We start from the raw sequence: 16252 nt of genomic DNA on the forward strand, positions 1-16252 counted from the left end.
TACTTAACTTGAGAGGAGTTTAATTGTGTCGCAAATACACATTGTTGTTGATAGCATTGGGCAAGTTCCAGCAGAAATGCTTGCAATGCATCCAAATTTACATATAGTTTCTTTAAAGGTGCGAATCGGTGATCAGGAATGGCAAGAAAATGAAATTTCAACTAAAGAATTGTTTCAAATAAGTAAAGATAAAAAGCTACATCCTATGACTTCCCAGCCCGCTCTAGGTGATTTTATCGAAGTTTGTAAACCTCTCATTGCAGCAGGTAAAGAGATTATTATCATAACTGTATCGGGAGGATTAAGTGGCACGGTAGAAGGAGCCCGATCTGTTGCAAAGATGTTAGATGAAGAACATATCCATGTACTGGATTCAGCAACTGCATCTGTCGGTATGGTACAGATGGCTAAGGCGGCACTAGAAATGGCATCCTCAGGCTGTAATGCGAAGGAAATCGTTGCTACTGTTGAGGTAATGGCAAAAGCTACCCACACCTTTTTAATTCCTGATACTTTAGAGTATTTATATAAAGGTGGACGTATTGGGGGAGCTGCCGCATTATTCGGCAGTATTTTACAAATAAGACCATTATTGCATTTAGTAGATGGAAAAATTGCTGTAATAGATAAGGTTCGTACCAAGCAGCGGGTCATAAATCGCATGCTAGACGAACTGCAAAAGTATCAAACGTTGGAATATATTGGTATTGGCCAAATCGATGTTCCAGAAGAAGGGGAAGCATTAGCAGCCCGGATTAAGGGAATGTATCCTAATACTCCTATATTACCTGCAAGAATTGGCTCTGTGTTGGGTGCTCATTTGGGACCAGGGTTATTAGGGCTTGTTTTTCAGGAAAAAATCTAAGAAAGTAATCTTTTTAGGTGGGGAGGATTTATCATGCAGGGAACGACTGAATGGCTTACAGGTAATGATTTTCGTCGTATGATTGTTGGATCATATCAAACTTTTATGCGTGAATATGAATATATTAATAACTTAAATGTTTTTCCAGTACCAGATGGTGATACTGGCACAAATATGTTGTTAACGTTAAAAGCAGTAGCGCAAGCTGTAAAAGAAGCACCTGATAGTGGTATCGGTTCTTTAAGTAAACGGGCTGCAGATAGTGCTATTATGGGGCAAGGGGAAATTCGGGGGTGATTTTATCCCAAATTTTTCGTGGTATTGCTCGGGGATTAGTTGGCAAAGAGCAGGCTACCTCTTCTGAAGTCGGTAAGGCTTTTCAGTATGGTGTATTGTACGCTTATCGCGCAGTTTCTAAACCTGTTGAGGGGACGATTCTTACAGTAGCAAAAGGCATTGCCAAAGGTGCTCACCGAGCAGTGCGGGATGGTTTAGATTTTATGGATGTTTTGTCCCATGCAATTGAAGCAGGTGAGGTAGAACTTGCAAAAACCCCAGAACTATTACCCATTTTAAAATCGGCAGGAGTGGTAGATGCTGGTGGCAAGGGACTTATTGTATTTTTAACCGGCTGCCTAGAAGGATTAGGTGGAGGATATGCGGGGCCCGAAGCCGATTTTGATAACAGTTTGCAGGCCATTACCCTTGGAGAGACAAAAGTAGATATCACTCATCCCTATTGTACAGAGTTTTTAGTGAAGCATTGTAGTCTAAGTGGGGCGGAAGTAAAAAAGATCCTCCTTCCTTTGGGGGATTCCTTAGTAGTCGCACAAGGAAATGCTGTTATGAAAGTACATATTCATACTGCACGCCCTGGGGTGGTATTAGAGTCAGCCATGTCTTGGGGGACCTTACATGATATAAAAATTGATAATATGGCAGATCAGCATCAACAGCGCCATGAATTTTTGCCGGTGTCGCCAGGGCATAATGATATAGCAATCATTAGTGTGGCGGCAGGCCAAGGGCTAGCTGAGATTATGAAACAAATGGGCGCTGGTAATGTCATTATGGGCGGACAGACCATGAATCCGCCAGTTGAAGACTTTATTGATGCTGTACATCGGGGCAATGGAGAAAAGTATATTATTTTGCCGAATAATAAAAATATTCTCTTGGCAGTAGCCCAGGCGAAGAAGCTATTAGGAGATCGGGTAGAGATTGTACCTACAACGAATGTACCTCAAGGTTTAGCCGCGCTTGTAGCTTTTGACGCCAATCTTTCCATTGGGGATAATGTAGAGCGTATGATAGCACGCAGCACTGAAGTTAAAGCTGCGGCTGTAACGATAGCGGTGCGTGATAGCGTAGTAGAAGGTCGTACTGTTACGGCTGGCAAGTTTATTGGTGTAGTGGATAATCGGGTCATCGTAGATGCAGATGATGTAAAGACTGCATTGTTAAATATGGTAGGCTCTTTACTCGAGGAAAAAGATGAAGTTGTGAGCCTATACTACGGTGCTGACCTTACGGAACAAGGAGCCCAAGAGTGGGCCGATGCTTTGTCCAACCAGTTTCCTGATATTGAGGTTGAGTTGTATCCAGGTGGTCAGCCTCATTATTACTTCATTATTAGTGTTGAATAAATTGAATGCAAACCTTCTTAGAACCATTCTAAGAAGGTTTGTTTTAGACTTAATTTTTTAGAAAGGAGGCTAGAAGAATGGATGTTTTTGTAGCTAGACAACCAATTTTTACCAAGAGCCAAAAAATATTTGGCTATGAATTACTATTTAGAAATAGTCTTGATAATGCTTACAATTGTAAAGATGGTGATCAGGCTACATCGGACGTAATCTGCAATAGCTTCTTTGCTATTGGTATGGATAACCTAACAGGCGGTAAACGTGCTTTTATAAATTTTACTGAGAACTTATTAATAAAAGAGATACCTATGCTTTTACCTAAAGAATTAGTAGTCGTTGAAATACTAGAAAATGTAGAGCCGACTATAGAATTAATTGAAGCCTGTAAAAAGTTAAAAGAGGCGGGCTATTTACTGGCGTTAGATGACTTTGTCTTTCAACCCAAATTTGTACCACTTTTAAATCTTGCGGATATTATTAAAATTGATTTTTTAAGTACAACCGGACATGATAGAAAAAGGGTAATACAAGATGTTGGTGACCGAAGTATTAAATTTTTAGCGGAAAAAGTAGAAACTCGGGCGGATTTTGAGCAAGCATTAAAACTAGGATATGCTTATTTTCAAGGTTACTTTTTCAGCAAACCAATTGTACTAAAAGGCAAAGATATTCCGACGAACAAAGTCAATCAATTACGAGTCATTCGCGTACTTCGAGAATTAGAAAAAGAAAACTTTAAGTTTGGTGCGATTGAACAGTTTATTATGTATGATGTTACTCTCTCTTACCAATTATTACGGTTTATTAATTCAGTGGCTTTTTCTTTAGCAAATGAAATTTCTTCCGTAAAACATGCCTTAGTATTGCTCGGAAAAAATGAGATTTTCAAGTGGGTATCACTAATTGTTATGCGTACAGTAGGAGATAATAAGACAGATGGAATCCTTGTTACTTCCTTGACTAGGGCTAAATTTTGCGAATTGATTGCTGAAAAGGCCGGTTTAAAAGAGCGGGAGCCCGAATTATTTATGATGGGGATGTTTTCTTTAATTGATGTGTTTATTAGAAGGCCTCTTAAAGCTATTTTAGCGGAGCTGCCAATAAGTGAAGATGTTAAAGGTGCTTTATTAGGAGAGACCAATAAACTTAGCCAAGTGTATCGTTTAACCTTATCCTACGAAAGAGCGGAGTGGACAGATTTTACTATGTATGCTGCTAATTTAGGCATTAAGGAAGAGGATATCCCTGACTATTATAAAAAAGCAGTAGCCTGGGCGGATGAAATATGTAGATTATAGAGCGGGAAACTAATTTATAGTGAAAGTACTGTTCTTTTTTCGTATATTGTATATAATATAGATATACTCGTGAGGATGAATATCTTTACAAAGAGTATCCTTGAATGTTTTTTTGAAGTATTAAAAAATGTTCATCTTAGAAGAAAGAATGCCATCCTAATTATTATTAGGGTAAAAAGGAAAGGGGAATATTATGTCTGAAAGAATAAGTTTGCAAGATGTGCTGCGCGATTATGGCGTGCCCCTGGTAACTTTGGATGTGAAAGCATCAGAAGCAGAGTGTCATAAGCTTCGCGATCATTTAAAAACACTGACGAAAGATAAAGAACAGGGATATTTAGAGATAAATTGCTCCTTCTTTATTGATATTCATGATATTGATCGTTATTTAGTTGGTGAGTTACCGAATTTGTCGGCTATTTATGCTTTCCCGGAAGATGTGAAAGTGCATAAGGAGGAGTAATTCGTTTATGCGAAAGATAATAGTATTAACAATGATGCTTATGTTATTAGTAAGTACAGTCTGTTTTGCTGCTGTGAGTAGTTCAGGTAAATCTTCTTCTTCAGGTACTAAGTCTTATTCGGCACCTTCATCAAGCAGTTCTTCTGTTAAATCAACAGCTCCAGACAGTTCGAGTGGAAGTTACAAACCTTCGGCTCCTGCAAATAGTTTTGGTGATAAAGCTCCAACTGCAGCTTCTGGAGTACAATCCAATACCCAAAATCAATCCTCTTCAGGTGGTTTTCTGCGGAATGCCGGTATGTTTGGCGGCGGTTTCCTAGCAGGTAGTTTGTTAGGGAATATGTTTGGTTTTGGCGGCATGGGTGGAGGAATGTCTTCTTTGTTTGGCATGATTATAAACCTGCTGCTAATTGGTGGCGTGGTTATGCTAGGGCGTACCTTATGGGATAAATATAAGAATAAAGACAAAGATAGAGACCGAGATCGATATAGATAATAAGAAAAGACTTGGCTTGTGCCAAGTCCACGGACGCAGGCAGAAGCCTTAGTCGTTCTTACTTGGAATCAAGAAAGTGTTATACTTTCTGATTCCGCAAAAAAGCCGATTGCATATGCAATCGGCTTTTTTGTTGTCTTATCATTAGAAAGTATATGCTATTGCTTGCCTTCGACTGTTTTTGCCTGTTTTAAACTTAGAGCAATGCGATTACGGCTTTCATCCACGCTAAGAATCATTACCTCTAGGATGTCACCTACAGAAGTAACATCTAATGGATGGCGGAAGGGTTTGTGGCTGAGTTCTGAACGATGGATAAGGCCATTTGTTTTAATGCCGATATCTACAAATACGCCAAAGTCAGTCACGTTATGTACGGTACCTTTGACGATGGATCCAGGGGTTAACTCAGAGAGCTTAACAATATTTTTTCGCGTCATAGGAGCCGGTAAATCTTCCCTCGGATCACGACCAGGCTTAGCAAGTGCTGCTAAAATGTCTCGAACGGTAGGCTCGCCTGCTTCTAATTCTGCTGCAAGAGTAGCGGCATTTGCTTTTTGAGCTTCATCTTGTATTGTTTGCAACGTCTCTTTATCTTTTAAATCCTTAGGGGTAAAGCCAAGTTTAGCTAAAATAGCGGCTGCCAGTTTATAGGATTCAGGATGAACAGGTGTATTGTCAAGAGGCGCCTCCCCATTCTTAATACGAAGGAAACCAGCACATTGAATGAAAGTAGATTGTCCTAAACGAGGCACTTTTAATAACTGAGATCGACTTTTAAAGGTGCCATTTTCATCTCGGTAAGCTACAATGTTTTTGGCAACAGTAGCATTAATACCTGAAACATGTTTGAGTAATTCAATAGAAGCTGTATTTAATTCAACGCCAACATGATTAACAGCAGATTCTACTACGTTAGATAGAGTATTACTTAATTCCTTTTGGTTGACATCATGTTGGTATTGGCCAACGCCAATGGATTTGGGATCAATTTTTACTAGCTCGGCTAAAGGATCTTGTACTCTTCGGGCAATAGACACTGCTCCTCGTAGGGTAACATCTAGATCAGGTAGTTCATCTTTTGCTAATTTCGAGGCGGAATAGATAGAAGCCCCTGCTTCATTTGTAATTAGATAGTGAACTGGCAATTGATGTGTATTGATCAGCTGCGCGGTGAACTCCTCTGTTTCATAAGAGGCTGTACCATTACCAATGGCAATAAGAGTTACGCCATGTTTTTTTATTGCATCTAATACAATGTGAGTTGATTTTTCTTTTTGTCCCTCTCCCATGGTTACATAGATAACATTAGTGTCCAGTACGGAACCCGTAGGGCTTACTACTGTCATTTTACAACCTGTGCGGTACCCCGGATCTAGCCCCATAACGGTATGGCCCGCAAAGGGAGGTTGAAGAAGTAGTTGACGCAGATTAAGACTAAATACGCGAATTGCTTGCTTTTCTGCATTTTCGGTAAGGAGAGAACGGATTTCTCTCTCTAGGGCAGGGAATAATAAGCGCTTGTAGCCATCTGCTATGGCAGATGAAATACAATCGGTGAAAATTGATTTGCCAGTATTGACCTTACGGTTTATAAGTTCCACATTGGTTTCATGAGGTGCTAAAAGGGAGACTTTAAGTATTTTTTTATCTTCGCCCCGATTAACCGCTAAGATGCGATGAGATGGAATGCGATTAACAGGTTCGCGATATTCTTTATAGGTGAGAAATTCTTTACCGTCCTCTTCTGGAACTGCCATCTCAGTACAGACTTCAGTTGTTTTCCACAACTGCTTACGCATATCGGCTCTAATATCTGCTTTTTCACTTATTGTTTCCGCAATGATATCAAGGGCACCACTGAGGGCATCTTCTGGTGTATTTACTTCTTTCTCTGCATTAACAAAGTCTGCAGCAATAAGAAGTGGTGTCCCCGTTGTCAGTTGTTGGTCCATGATAATTTCAGCTAAAGGTTCTAGACCCTTTTCTCTGGCAATTTGGGCACGAGTACGTTTCTTTTGTTTGAAGGGCAAGTATAAGTCTTCTAGTTCCTGGAGCTTACTAGCGGAAGTAATCGCTACCTTTAGTTCAGGTGTTAGTTTGCCCTGCTCTTCAATACTAGCTAGTATATCTTCTTGGCGTTTAACGAGATTTCGCAAATACTGTAAGCGCTCTTCTGTAATACGAAGTTGCTCTTCATCTAGCTCACCAGTTACTTCTTTGCGGTAACGCGCAATAAAAGGAACCGTATTACCCTCATCCAATAACTGAATGGTGGCGACTACTTGAGGAACTTTAATAGTAAGCTCCTTTGCGATTAGTATAGGAATATCAGTATGTAACATAATGCACCAACTTTACGATTTTTAGATGGTTTTTATTATACCACAAAATGACCTTCCTATAATGTAATATCTTATTTTAAACAGGAATTTGACTGATGTCGACGAAAAGAACAATAAGAAATCCTTGTATGAGGTGATGATATGGATAGTTTTTTGTTATGGGAAATGGTAGAAAGGATGAGTGTTGCTGCAACTTCTGCCTTTTTGTTATCGCAGTTCTCAATATTTCGCAGGATGATTTACCGACAAGGAAGTTTTAGTGAAAAAGCAACGATCACCATCGTCTTTGGCATGATAGGAATCTTAGGAACCTATGCGGGTATTCCCGTTGGCGATGCATTAGCTAATTCTCGAGTAATCGGCGTAATGGCTGCAGGATTAATTGGCGGCCCTGCTATGGGAATTGTTGCGGGAGTTATTGCTGGTGGTCATCGCTATTTATTAGGCGGTTTTACTGCTTTTTCTTGTGGAATTGCAAATATCTGCGAAGGCTTATTAGCAGGAATGGTTCATCGTTATTACCCCGAAAAACTGATTCCTTGGTGGGTGGCCTTAGTGGCTGGCGTAGTAGGGGAAGTCATGCAGATGGTGATTATTTTACTTACAGCCAAGCCCTATGGGATGGCTAGAGAATTAGTAGATGCCATTGGTATACCTATGATTGTTGTTAATTCTTTAGGTATCGCTATCTTTATGTTAATTGTTAAAACGGCTATGTGTACTCAAGAACAAGTGGGAGCGGAACAATCCCATAAGGCTCTGGACATTGCTACCAAAACATTACCCTTCTTACGGCATGGACTTGATGGCCGCTCGGCCCAGGAAACAGCCCAAATTATTTTTGACGCAGGGGGTTATGAAGCAGTAGCTATTACAGATACAGAGCAGGTTTTAGCTTTTGTTGGAATTGAGAAAGCCCATCATGCCCCGGATACTTTAGGGTTAACAGTCTCGACACGTAATGTACTCTCTAGTGGAGAAATGTATATTGCACAAAGCCCATTCGAAATTGGGTGTTCTTGCAAGAACTGTAAATTGGCTAGTGGCATTATTGTACCGTTAAAAAGGGCAAATCTTGTTATTGGTGCTTTAAAGCTTTATTATACGCGGACAAATGCTGTGGGGCATGCTGATATGGTATTTGCCTCTGGTGTAGCTCATTTATTTTCAACTCAATTAGAACTGACGGAAATTGATCGCCAAGCAAAATTGGTATCTAGGGCAGAGTTAAAAGCTCTTTATGCGCAAATTAATCCTCACTTTTTATTTAATACCCTCAATACCATCACTTCTTTGGTACGTACGAAACCTGATTTAGCCAGAGAACTTCTGCTTAAGCTTAGTGCCATGTTTCGCTATACCTTGCATAAAACAGGGCGTACGATTACTATTAGTGAAGAATTGGCCCAAGTGCGGGCTTATTTGACCATTGAGCAAGCGAGACATGGGGATAAATTAGTTATTGAGGAAGATATTTCGGCAGAAGTAGAAAAGTTTTTAATTCCTTCTTTGACCATTCAACCTTTAGTAGAAAATGCGATAAAACATGGATTGCAGCCTAAAGAGAATGGAGGATGTATTGTCATAGGAGCGAAAGAGGGCGATAAAGATATTACCATTACCATTCGTGATAATGGTATTGGAATGGACGTTAAAGGGCGATGCCCTTTGGCAGCCCCTTCTCCAGATTGTATTGGTTTATCGAATGTTCATGAACGATTGCGGGGCCAGTATGGCATAGGGTTTGGATTGACGATTTTTAGTACCCCTGGCAGTGGAACGATGGTAACGCTGCGCATACCGAAACTTTTGTGTGATGAGGGGGAAGAATGTGCTTAGTATTTTAATTGTAGATGATGAAAATCCAGCTCGGGATGAATTAACCTATTTATTGTCTTTGGAAAATCAAGTGGAAATAGTAGGTGAGGCGGATAGTGGCGCTGCCGCCATTGGTTTAGCGGCGCAATTAAAACCAAATGTGATTTTTATGGATGTTCAAATGCGTGGTATGAATGGTCTTGAGACGGCTGCTGTACTTCGCACTATCATTCCAGATACCTTGCTTGTATTTGCTACTGCCTATGATGAATATGCGGTGCAGGCTTTTGAAGTTGGGGCTGTGGATTATCTCTTAAAGCCTTTTGAAAGTGGGCGGGTTCATATGACAGTAGAGCGTCTTAAAAGTTATCATGGCGATGAGTGGGGAGCAGCCATTCAGCGTGTAGATGCAGCCTTGCATAAAGCTAAGGTGGTTGTTCAAAAACTTCCTCTAGAAAAGAACGGCAAAATTATTATGGTACATTATAATGACCTTATTTACGTTTATACTCAAAAAGGTATGGTGACCGTAGTGACCATCTATGGCGAATATGGTTATGTAGGCACTCTTACAGAATTAGAAGATCGTCTAATACAGACGGCATTAGTGAGAGTGCATAAGAGCTATATCGTGAATTTGGATAAGGTAAAAGAAGTAGTTCCCTGGTTTAAAGGAACCTATTGGCTCAAAGTTGAAGGGGATATTGAAATTCCCGTTAGTAAAAGCAAGGTTAAAGAAATCAAAGGCATATTAGGGTTGAAATAGTGGAGGAAGAATAATGCTGGTTGTACTTTCAGCTTTTCTATTATTATGGAAGGCAGGTACGATAGCCGATTAGACTAATAAGCAGTGCAAGGGCAAAGCCATCTGGTAGGTTAATCAACCTTATCAGATGGTTTTTTAAAAAAAGCTGTGTATAGTTGATGTTTTATCGTACAAGCTATAGTAAGTGCGGGAAAACCTAATTTGCGTTTTTCGCGCGGTGAAAAATGTGGAAAGGGGGGATCCATAATGTTATCATCCAAAGAAGTTATGCAGCTAGAAGACTTTTTAGGTATGGGACAAAGTACTGTTAAGACATTGAATTACTTTGCCAACACAATTCAATGCAGCCAAACTAAGCAACTTTTTCAGCAAATGGCACAAAAGAATCAACAACATTGCCAAACAATGAGTAAACACTTAAATGCAGGTCAAAAATTACAATAATAGGAGGTGATATTTATGGTACAAGCAGGTCAACAGCAAAATCAACAAAGTAACTACCAAGGTAGCCAACAGCAACAGCAAAGTAACCAACAACAAGGGCTATCAGGACAAGGCAGTCAGTTTGCTGATCGGGATATATTACAGTTAGTATTAAATGAAAGCAAGCACACTGCAGAATCCATTAATTCCTATATTCTCGAGGCTGGCGATGAGCAATTGCGTAGAGATTATATGACAGTGCTTGGTGATGTTTACAGCCAACAAAAACAAATTTTTGATGTGATGCAGCAAAAAGGTTATTATAATGTAGAAAGCGCATCTGCCCAACAGATGGCAAAAGCACAAAGTAAATTTAGCGGTCAAATGCAATAAAGCAGTATATAAAGAAGAACTCCTGCGCAGATAGGAGTTCTTCTTTATATACTGCTTTAGCAAGGGATAATTTTTCTTGACAATAGTTTTTAATGTATATTAGAATATAGATAAAACTATTCAATAATCACTTTCCATAAAAAATAAATAAGATAGGTGGTGAGTAAATGGAAATTTGTATTACTTCTTTACTTCGCGATAAAGGATTTAAAGTTACCCCTCAGCGGTTAGCTATTTATAATATGTTATCTTCAACAAAATCGCATCCAAATGCAGAAATGATTTTTAGTGAGCTGCAGGAGATGTATCCAACTATGAGTTTAGCTACTGTTTATAAGACAATGGAAATCCTGAAAGAAATTGGTTTAGTTCAAGTCTTAAATGCTGGTGAAGATAGTTTTCGCTATGATGCGGTTACAACAAATCATCCTCATGTAAGATGCACTGAATGTGGTCAGGTTGAAGATGTTCATGGTATTGATATTGATGCTTTTGTTGATCAAGTATCCCAAGGTACAAATTATAAAATTATGGGTCAACAATTTTATTTTCATGGAATTTGTCCGAATTGTCAACCCAAGCAAACCAATTAATGAATAATTTTAAATTGCTATCTAGGTTTGGCGAATGCCAAACCTTTTTTTCGAGCACTCATCTTGTTTTCCGATGATTAACCATATATAGAAAATTATGGATGTGATTAGAGGATTTTTGCCAAAGAGTACGAATAATAATGTTAAGATAATCTCTATCTAGGATGCAAAGGAGAATGAAAATGGATTTAGCAAATTATATTGATCATACAATTCTGAAACCAGAGGCGACCCCACAAGATATTCGTCGTTTGTGTAGCGAAGCCATAAAATGTAACTTTGCTGCTGTTTGTGTTAATCCTTGTTATGTGGATTTAGCAGTAAGTTTGTTGGTCGGTTCGGGTGTTAACGTTGCTACTGTAATTGGCTTTCCATTAGGAGCAAACTTGTCCGTTGTAAAGGCGTTTGAAGCAAGACAAGCAATCTTGCATGGTGCAGATGAGCTAGATATGGTTATCAATGTTGGTGCTGCTAAGCTAGGGCTTTGGGAGGCGGTATCGTATGATATTGAGCAGGTCCTTTCAGAAGCGCAGGGTCGTACGGTAAAGGTTATTGTAGAAACTGGATTATTGACAGAGGAAGAGAAAGAAAAGGTTTGCCACATTGTTTTAGAAAGTGGAGCCCAATATATAAAAACATCTACAGGTTTTGTACCTGGTGGAGCTACCGTCGCAGATATAAAATTGTTTAAGTCCATAGTAGGAGATAAAATTGGCATCAAAGCGTCAGGGGGTATCCGTACTCTCGAAGATGCTAAAGCCATGATAACTGCTGGTGCCACACGTTTAGGTACCAGTGCGGGTGTGAGTATCGTTAGTTAGTTTACATAAAATACCGATGGTTAGTAAGTATCGTCCATGCTATAATAAGCATCTGCAACTCTTTTCTTTAGGAAGGAGGGTGCCCTATGCGAAAAGTAGAAATCGGCGATACCGGTATGTTGACATTGGTGATTGGACTACTATGTATTCTAGTGCTAGTCTTCATCGTGCCGTCAAGAACTCGCTCATGGGTATACCCTATAGTACGTCAAGCTGTGCAGATTAAAGTCAATTATGAAACACGTGACATGGCATCTTATGAGACCGAACATTTTAGGATTAAATACACTTCATCTGATGCCGATGTGGTAGGTATGATAGCTGAGGCCTCTGAGGCAGCCTATCAGCCTGTGGTAAATGCATTAGGATATGCACCTCGTGGCAAAAACTTGATTCTTATACACCCTAACAAAAATGAATTGCGCCAGGCTTTTGGTTGGTCTGATAATGAAAGCGCGATGGGTGTCTATTGGGGTGGTACGATTCAAATTTTGTCACCTCATGTCTGGTTAAATAAGGGAGAGTCAGTAGAGGAGTTTATTCATTCAGGACCAATGGTACATGAGTATACTCACATGGTTTTTGATTATGTAACAAATGGAAATTATCCTCGTTGGTTTACAGAAGGATTAGCCCAATATGTGGAATATCGTGTAAATAATTATGAGTGGAAGACGAAAAGTAATACGTTAGATGCTAGTATGTATACGATGGCAGAGTTAGATCAGCAATTTGACGAACTGCCTAATCAAGCATTAGCCTATCGGGAGTCTTTAGCAGCTGTACGTTATATTGCAGAAGTATATGGTGAAGATAAGCTGCAAGAGGTTATAAGCGGGCTAAAGGCTGGAAAAACTATGGGCAATTCCATAAGTCAGGCTTTGGGGCAAGATTACCCCTTGTTTACAAGCTCTTGGCAACAATGGGCAATATTGCATATGAATACGGAAACAGGGAAGTAGTAAGAGATAGGCCTCGAGATATCTCTTACTACTTTTCTGTCATATTGGCACTTAGTGCTATTCTTGATCGTTAACAATGGTGAGACGAGTATCTTCTAATAATTCGAGGAGTTGCTTATTTTGAAGAATAAGAATTTCCTGGTTTTGTATAATGGTAGCCAGTGGCGCTGTGCCTTGTCTGATTTCGTCTAATAACATTTTTATCATCTTTTCAGGACTAGCCAAGCTGATTCCCCCTAGTATTTTTATTTGGTAAATATTTTGCTATATTTTATGTTGAAAGGGGATAAAAGGTGACTGTAAATTGTACTTACATCCTTTAAGGTGCTACAATAATTATAATATTGTTGTGAAGGGAGAATGGCTTATTCTATGAAGATTTTCCATGCGTGTGATATTCGAGGAATTGCCGGTAGTGAACTGACAGAGGAGATGGCACACAAAATAGGCTTGGCAGTAGGTGTTAAACTGACTGGTCAGAAAGTAGTAGTGGGTGGCGATATTCGTCTGTCTACTCCTCTTTTGAAAAGTATTATGATAAAAGCTTTGGTGAACTCAGGTTGTGAAGTTATTGATATTGGAACCGTTGCGACCCCTGTGTTTTACTATGGACTAAAGGTCACGAAAGCTGCGGGTGGCGTTATGGTCACGGCTTCTCATAATCCGGCACCTTATAATGGTTTTAAACTAGTGTTTGGCGATCAACCAGTAAGTGAGGCAGATATTCTAGAAATAAAACAGATGGTTGAAGAGGGGTGTCAAGTTTCTGGTGATGGTGCAGTTACTAACTTGCCAGTCATTGAGGATTATACAAAATTTACTGCATCATTAGCCCAGCCAAGCAGACTACGGGTAGTAGTAGATGCAGGGAATGGAGCAACGTCTCATATTGCACCCGCCTTATTTAAAGAGCTGGGTTATGATGTAATTGAATTGTATTGCCAGCCTGATGGAAATTTTCCTAATCGTTCCCCGAATCCAGCTTTGGCAGAGAATTTGAAAGGCCTTGGGGAGAAAGTAGTGAAAAGTGGTGCCAATTTAGGAGTGGCCTTTGATGGTGATGGTGATCGAGTTGCCTTTGTTGATGAAAATGGGCGTCCTGTGGACAATGATGATATCATCGTGCTCATTGCTAAATATTATTTAGAACAACAGCCAGGAAGTATTATTTATGACGCGAAATGCTCAATGGTTGCGCCGGAACAAATAAGTAAAGCGGGTGGAAAGGCTGTTATGGCAAGAGCCGGACATACATTTTGCAAGGCAGCCTTTCTAAAAGAAAAGGCATTATTCGCTGGCGAGATAAGTGGTCACTTTTTCTTTCGTGAGCTTGGTTATGATGATGGTATGTTTGCCGGTCTAAAAGTATGTGAATTTGTTGCTACCCATGGCTCACTTGCTGCATTAGTAGATGAAATTCCTAATTATATTTTAACTCCTGATATTCGCATCACTTACAAGGGGAACGATAAAGAAGCAGTTTTGGATCAGGTGGCCCAGAAACTTAGTGCATACCAACCGAACCGAATTGATGGTGTACGGATTGAGTTTGAAGATGGTTGGGGTATGATTCGTGCATCTGTAACGGAACCTTTATTTACTTTGCGTTTTGAGGCAAAGTCATTAGAACGTTTGCATGAAATAATTAGCCTTTTGGTATCTGCTTTGCCAGAAAATATAAAAACGGCAGTAATGGATGCATTACCGCCACAGTATAAATAGCTACTGATTAAATTTTATATAAAAGGTTGTGCCTTGGGGACTGGTATTGAAAGTAATGGTAGCCTTATGTCTGGCTGCAATACTATAGCAAACGGCTAAGCCCAGACCAGTTCCCGTTTCCTTGGTTGTGAAAAAGGGTGTTCCCAGTTTCTCAATAGATTCAGGAGGGATACCTGTGCCTTTATCTTGGATTGCTAGTATCACTTGGTCTTCTTGAACAAAGGATGCAATGTTTATGGTGGTATGAGGTGGCATAGCTTCTAAACCATTATGAACTAAATTCAAGATGAGCTGGCGAATCTCTTGGGAGTCAAGGAGTAAATCAGGAATATCCTGCAAGTCCAAGTGGAGATATTTATTAGACATAATAGCATTTGATTCAATTAATGGGGCGATGGTCTTAATAATTGTATTCAGATTTTGTTTTTCCAGCCTTACTTTTTTATTCTTTGCCAAAGATAAAAACTCACTAATAATCGAATTCGCTCGATCTAGTTCATCGATCATTAGGGAAAAGTATTCTTGGAATTTACTACATTCTTTTTTGTTGCTAAGAAGTTGCAGGAATCCTCGGACTGTAGTCATAGGATTTCTCACTTCGTGCCCAATACTGGCAGCCATTTCACCTACTAAATTTAGCTGATCGAGACGGGTAAGCTCTTGTCTTAAATGTTTTAGTTCTGTAATGTCTCTAATGATAACTAATACGCTATCAGAATTATATGTAATAATACGCCCTTCTAAAGTACAAATAACATCATTTATTGGTAGTTGATATTCTAAGAACTGCATTTTACCGCTTTTAATGGCCTTCTTAACGGCAGTCTTGATTTGCGAAGCCTGTTCAGCAGGTAGTACCTCAGATATATGTTTACCAATACGACTGTGATGAGGTTTATAGAGTAAATGAGGGTTAGTTACATGATAATCTAAATAGACGCCTTCATTTGTAAGAAAAAACAGAATATCGGGCAAAGAGGACAATAATTTGTGATTACGTTCTTCACTGGCACGTAGCTCCAGTTCAGCTTTTTTTAATTCACTAATATTACGAAATGTACATAAGACAGAAGGGACACTACCATCTTTCGAAAACTCGGGAACAAGACGAGCATGATAATAAAAGTGCCGTCCTTTATAATTGGTAAAGTCAGCTTCAAAGGCGATGCTTTTTTTCGTTGTAAATACTTTTTCTACGTGTGCTTTCCAAGAACGATGGTTCTTACTTGTTAAATTTAACTCATAAATAGTCTTCCCTATACATTGGGTAATTGGTATTCCAATTACTTCGATAGTAATGGAATTTGCATATAAAAATCGTAAATCTTTGTCAAAACGAACAATGGCATCGGGAGACTTTTCAACTAGTTTTTTAAACTCCCCTTCGCCTGGGTAGCTAGATTTTCTAGTTTGTAAAGGCAATTCAATTGGTTGCTTAGGTATTGTTTTTTGGGGGGATGCTTTTAATGCCTCTAATTGCTGGCGTAATTCAGATAGTTCCTGGATAAGTTGTTCCTTCGATTTTTGTTGATCGCTCATTTAAGAATACCTCTTTATATAGAATAATGCTAAAAAGATAAACTGTTTTCTGATATAATACTATATAGTTTTCAAAACTGTTTTACAAGTAGCAAAAGGGTA

At 39.3% G+C, this 16252-nt stretch carries 15 protein-coding genes and 1 pseudogene; 13 read left to right on the top strand and 3 right to left on the bottom strand.

What is annotated here, in order from left to right; translation table 11 throughout:
• Positions 1-25 precede the first annotated feature (25 nt).
• From UFO1_RS00300 to UFO1_RS00320, 5 genes and pseudogenes are all read left to right on the top strand, one after another.
• Positions 26-865: a DegV family protein gene (locus UFO1_RS00300; protein WP_038666414.1), complete on the top strand. Its 840-nt coding sequence runs from the start codon at positions 26-28 to the stop codon at positions 863-865.
• A 174-nt stretch (positions 866-1039) separates the two neighbouring features.
• Positions 1040-2511 (top strand): annotated as a pseudogene (locus tag UFO1_RS00305) (DAK2 domain-containing protein).
• Between the two features lie 77 nt (positions 2512-2588).
• Positions 2589-3809 (top strand): EAL and HDOD domain-containing protein, encoded by a 1221-nt coding sequence (locus UFO1_RS00310; RefSeq protein ID WP_038666417.1) that lies wholly within the window; start codon positions 2589-2591, stop codon positions 3807-3809.
• 193 nt (positions 3810-4002) lie between these two features.
• Positions 4003-4272, top strand: a complete 270-nt coding sequence (locus tag UFO1_RS00315; protein WP_038666420.1) for a hypothetical protein — start codon at positions 4003-4005, stop codon at positions 4270-4272.
• A 7-nt stretch (positions 4273-4279) separates the two neighbouring features.
• Positions 4280-4768, top strand: coding sequence for a hypothetical protein (locus UFO1_RS00320; protein ID WP_038666423.1), 489 nt, complete (start codon positions 4280-4282; stop codon positions 4766-4768).
• A 158-nt stretch (positions 4769-4926) separates the two neighbouring features.
• Here UFO1_RS00320 and UFO1_RS00325 read toward each other — a convergent pair whose 3' ends face one another.
• Complete coding sequence (locus UFO1_RS00325) at positions 4927-7113, bottom strand: Tex family protein (RefSeq protein ID WP_038666426.1); 2187 nt, start codon at positions 7111-7113, stop codon at positions 4927-4929.
• A gap of 141 nt (positions 7114-7254) precedes the next feature.
• On the opposite strand from UFO1_RS00325, the gene UFO1_RS00330 reads away from it, so the two are divergent.
• The 7 genes from UFO1_RS00330 (at position 7255) to UFO1_RS00360 (ending at position 12889) form a co-directional block, all read left to right on the top strand.
• Complete coding sequence (locus UFO1_RS00330) at positions 7255-8952, top strand: sensor histidine kinase (protein WP_038666430.1); 1698 nt, start codon at positions 7255-7257, stop codon at positions 8950-8952.
• Positions 8945-9697, top strand: coding sequence for a LytTR family DNA-binding domain-containing protein (locus UFO1_RS00335; protein WP_038666433.1), 753 nt, complete (start codon positions 8945-8947; stop codon positions 9695-9697). The genes UFO1_RS00330 and UFO1_RS00335 overlap by 8 nt, the downstream gene beginning before the upstream one ends.
• Positions 9698-9943: 246 nt before the next feature.
• Complete coding sequence (locus UFO1_RS00340) at positions 9944-10141, top strand: hypothetical protein (RefSeq protein ID WP_038666436.1); 198 nt, start codon at positions 9944-9946, stop codon at positions 10139-10141.
• A 15-nt stretch (positions 10142-10156) separates the two neighbouring features.
• Entirely contained in the window at positions 10157-10513 is a 357-nt protein-coding gene (locus UFO1_RS00345) for a spore coat protein (protein ID WP_051788761.1), read from the top strand.
• A 167-nt stretch (positions 10514-10680) separates the two neighbouring features.
• The gene (locus tag UFO1_RS00350; protein WP_038666439.1) at positions 10681-11106 is read left to right on the top strand and encodes a Fur family transcriptional regulator; all 426 of its coding nucleotides are present in this window, start codon (positions 10681-10683) and stop codon (positions 11104-11106) included.
• A 182-nt stretch (positions 11107-11288) separates the two neighbouring features.
• Positions 11289-11927, top strand: coding sequence for a deoxyribose-phosphate aldolase (deoC, locus tag UFO1_RS00355; RefSeq protein ID WP_038666442.1), 639 nt, complete (start codon positions 11289-11291; stop codon positions 11925-11927).
• Positions 11928-12013: 86 nt separating this feature from the next.
• Entirely contained in the window at positions 12014-12889 is an 876-nt protein-coding gene (locus UFO1_RS00360) for a peptidase MA family metallohydrolase (RefSeq protein WP_038666445.1), read from the top strand.
• A 57-nt stretch (positions 12890-12946) separates the two neighbouring features.
• Here the strand turns inward: UFO1_RS00360 and UFO1_RS25380 are convergent, their stop codons facing one another.
• On the bottom strand, positions 12947-13114 hold the full coding sequence (locus UFO1_RS25380; RefSeq protein WP_173406200.1) for a hypothetical protein: 168 nt from the start codon (positions 13112-13114) through the stop codon (positions 12947-12949).
• Positions 13115-13261: 147 nt separating this feature from the next.
• Between UFO1_RS25380 and UFO1_RS00365 the strand changes: the two genes are divergently transcribed.
• Positions 13262-14611 carry a phosphomannomutase/phosphoglucomutase gene (locus tag UFO1_RS00365; protein ID WP_038666448.1) on the top strand — a complete coding sequence of 450 codons (1350 nt, stop codon included), beginning with the start codon at positions 13262-13264 and terminating at the stop codon, positions 14609-14611.
• Here the strand turns inward: UFO1_RS00365 and UFO1_RS00370 are convergent, their stop codons facing one another.
• Complete coding sequence (locus UFO1_RS00370) at positions 14612-16150, bottom strand: PAS domain-containing protein (protein ID WP_038666452.1); 1539 nt, start codon at positions 16148-16150, stop codon at positions 14612-14614.
• Positions 16151-16252: the final 102 nt, after the last annotated feature.

Origin of the sequence: Pelosinus sp. UFO1, from assembly GCF_000725345.1 — a bacterium.
GTDB lineage: Bacteria > Bacillota > Negativicutes > DSM-13327 > DSM-13327 > Pelosinus.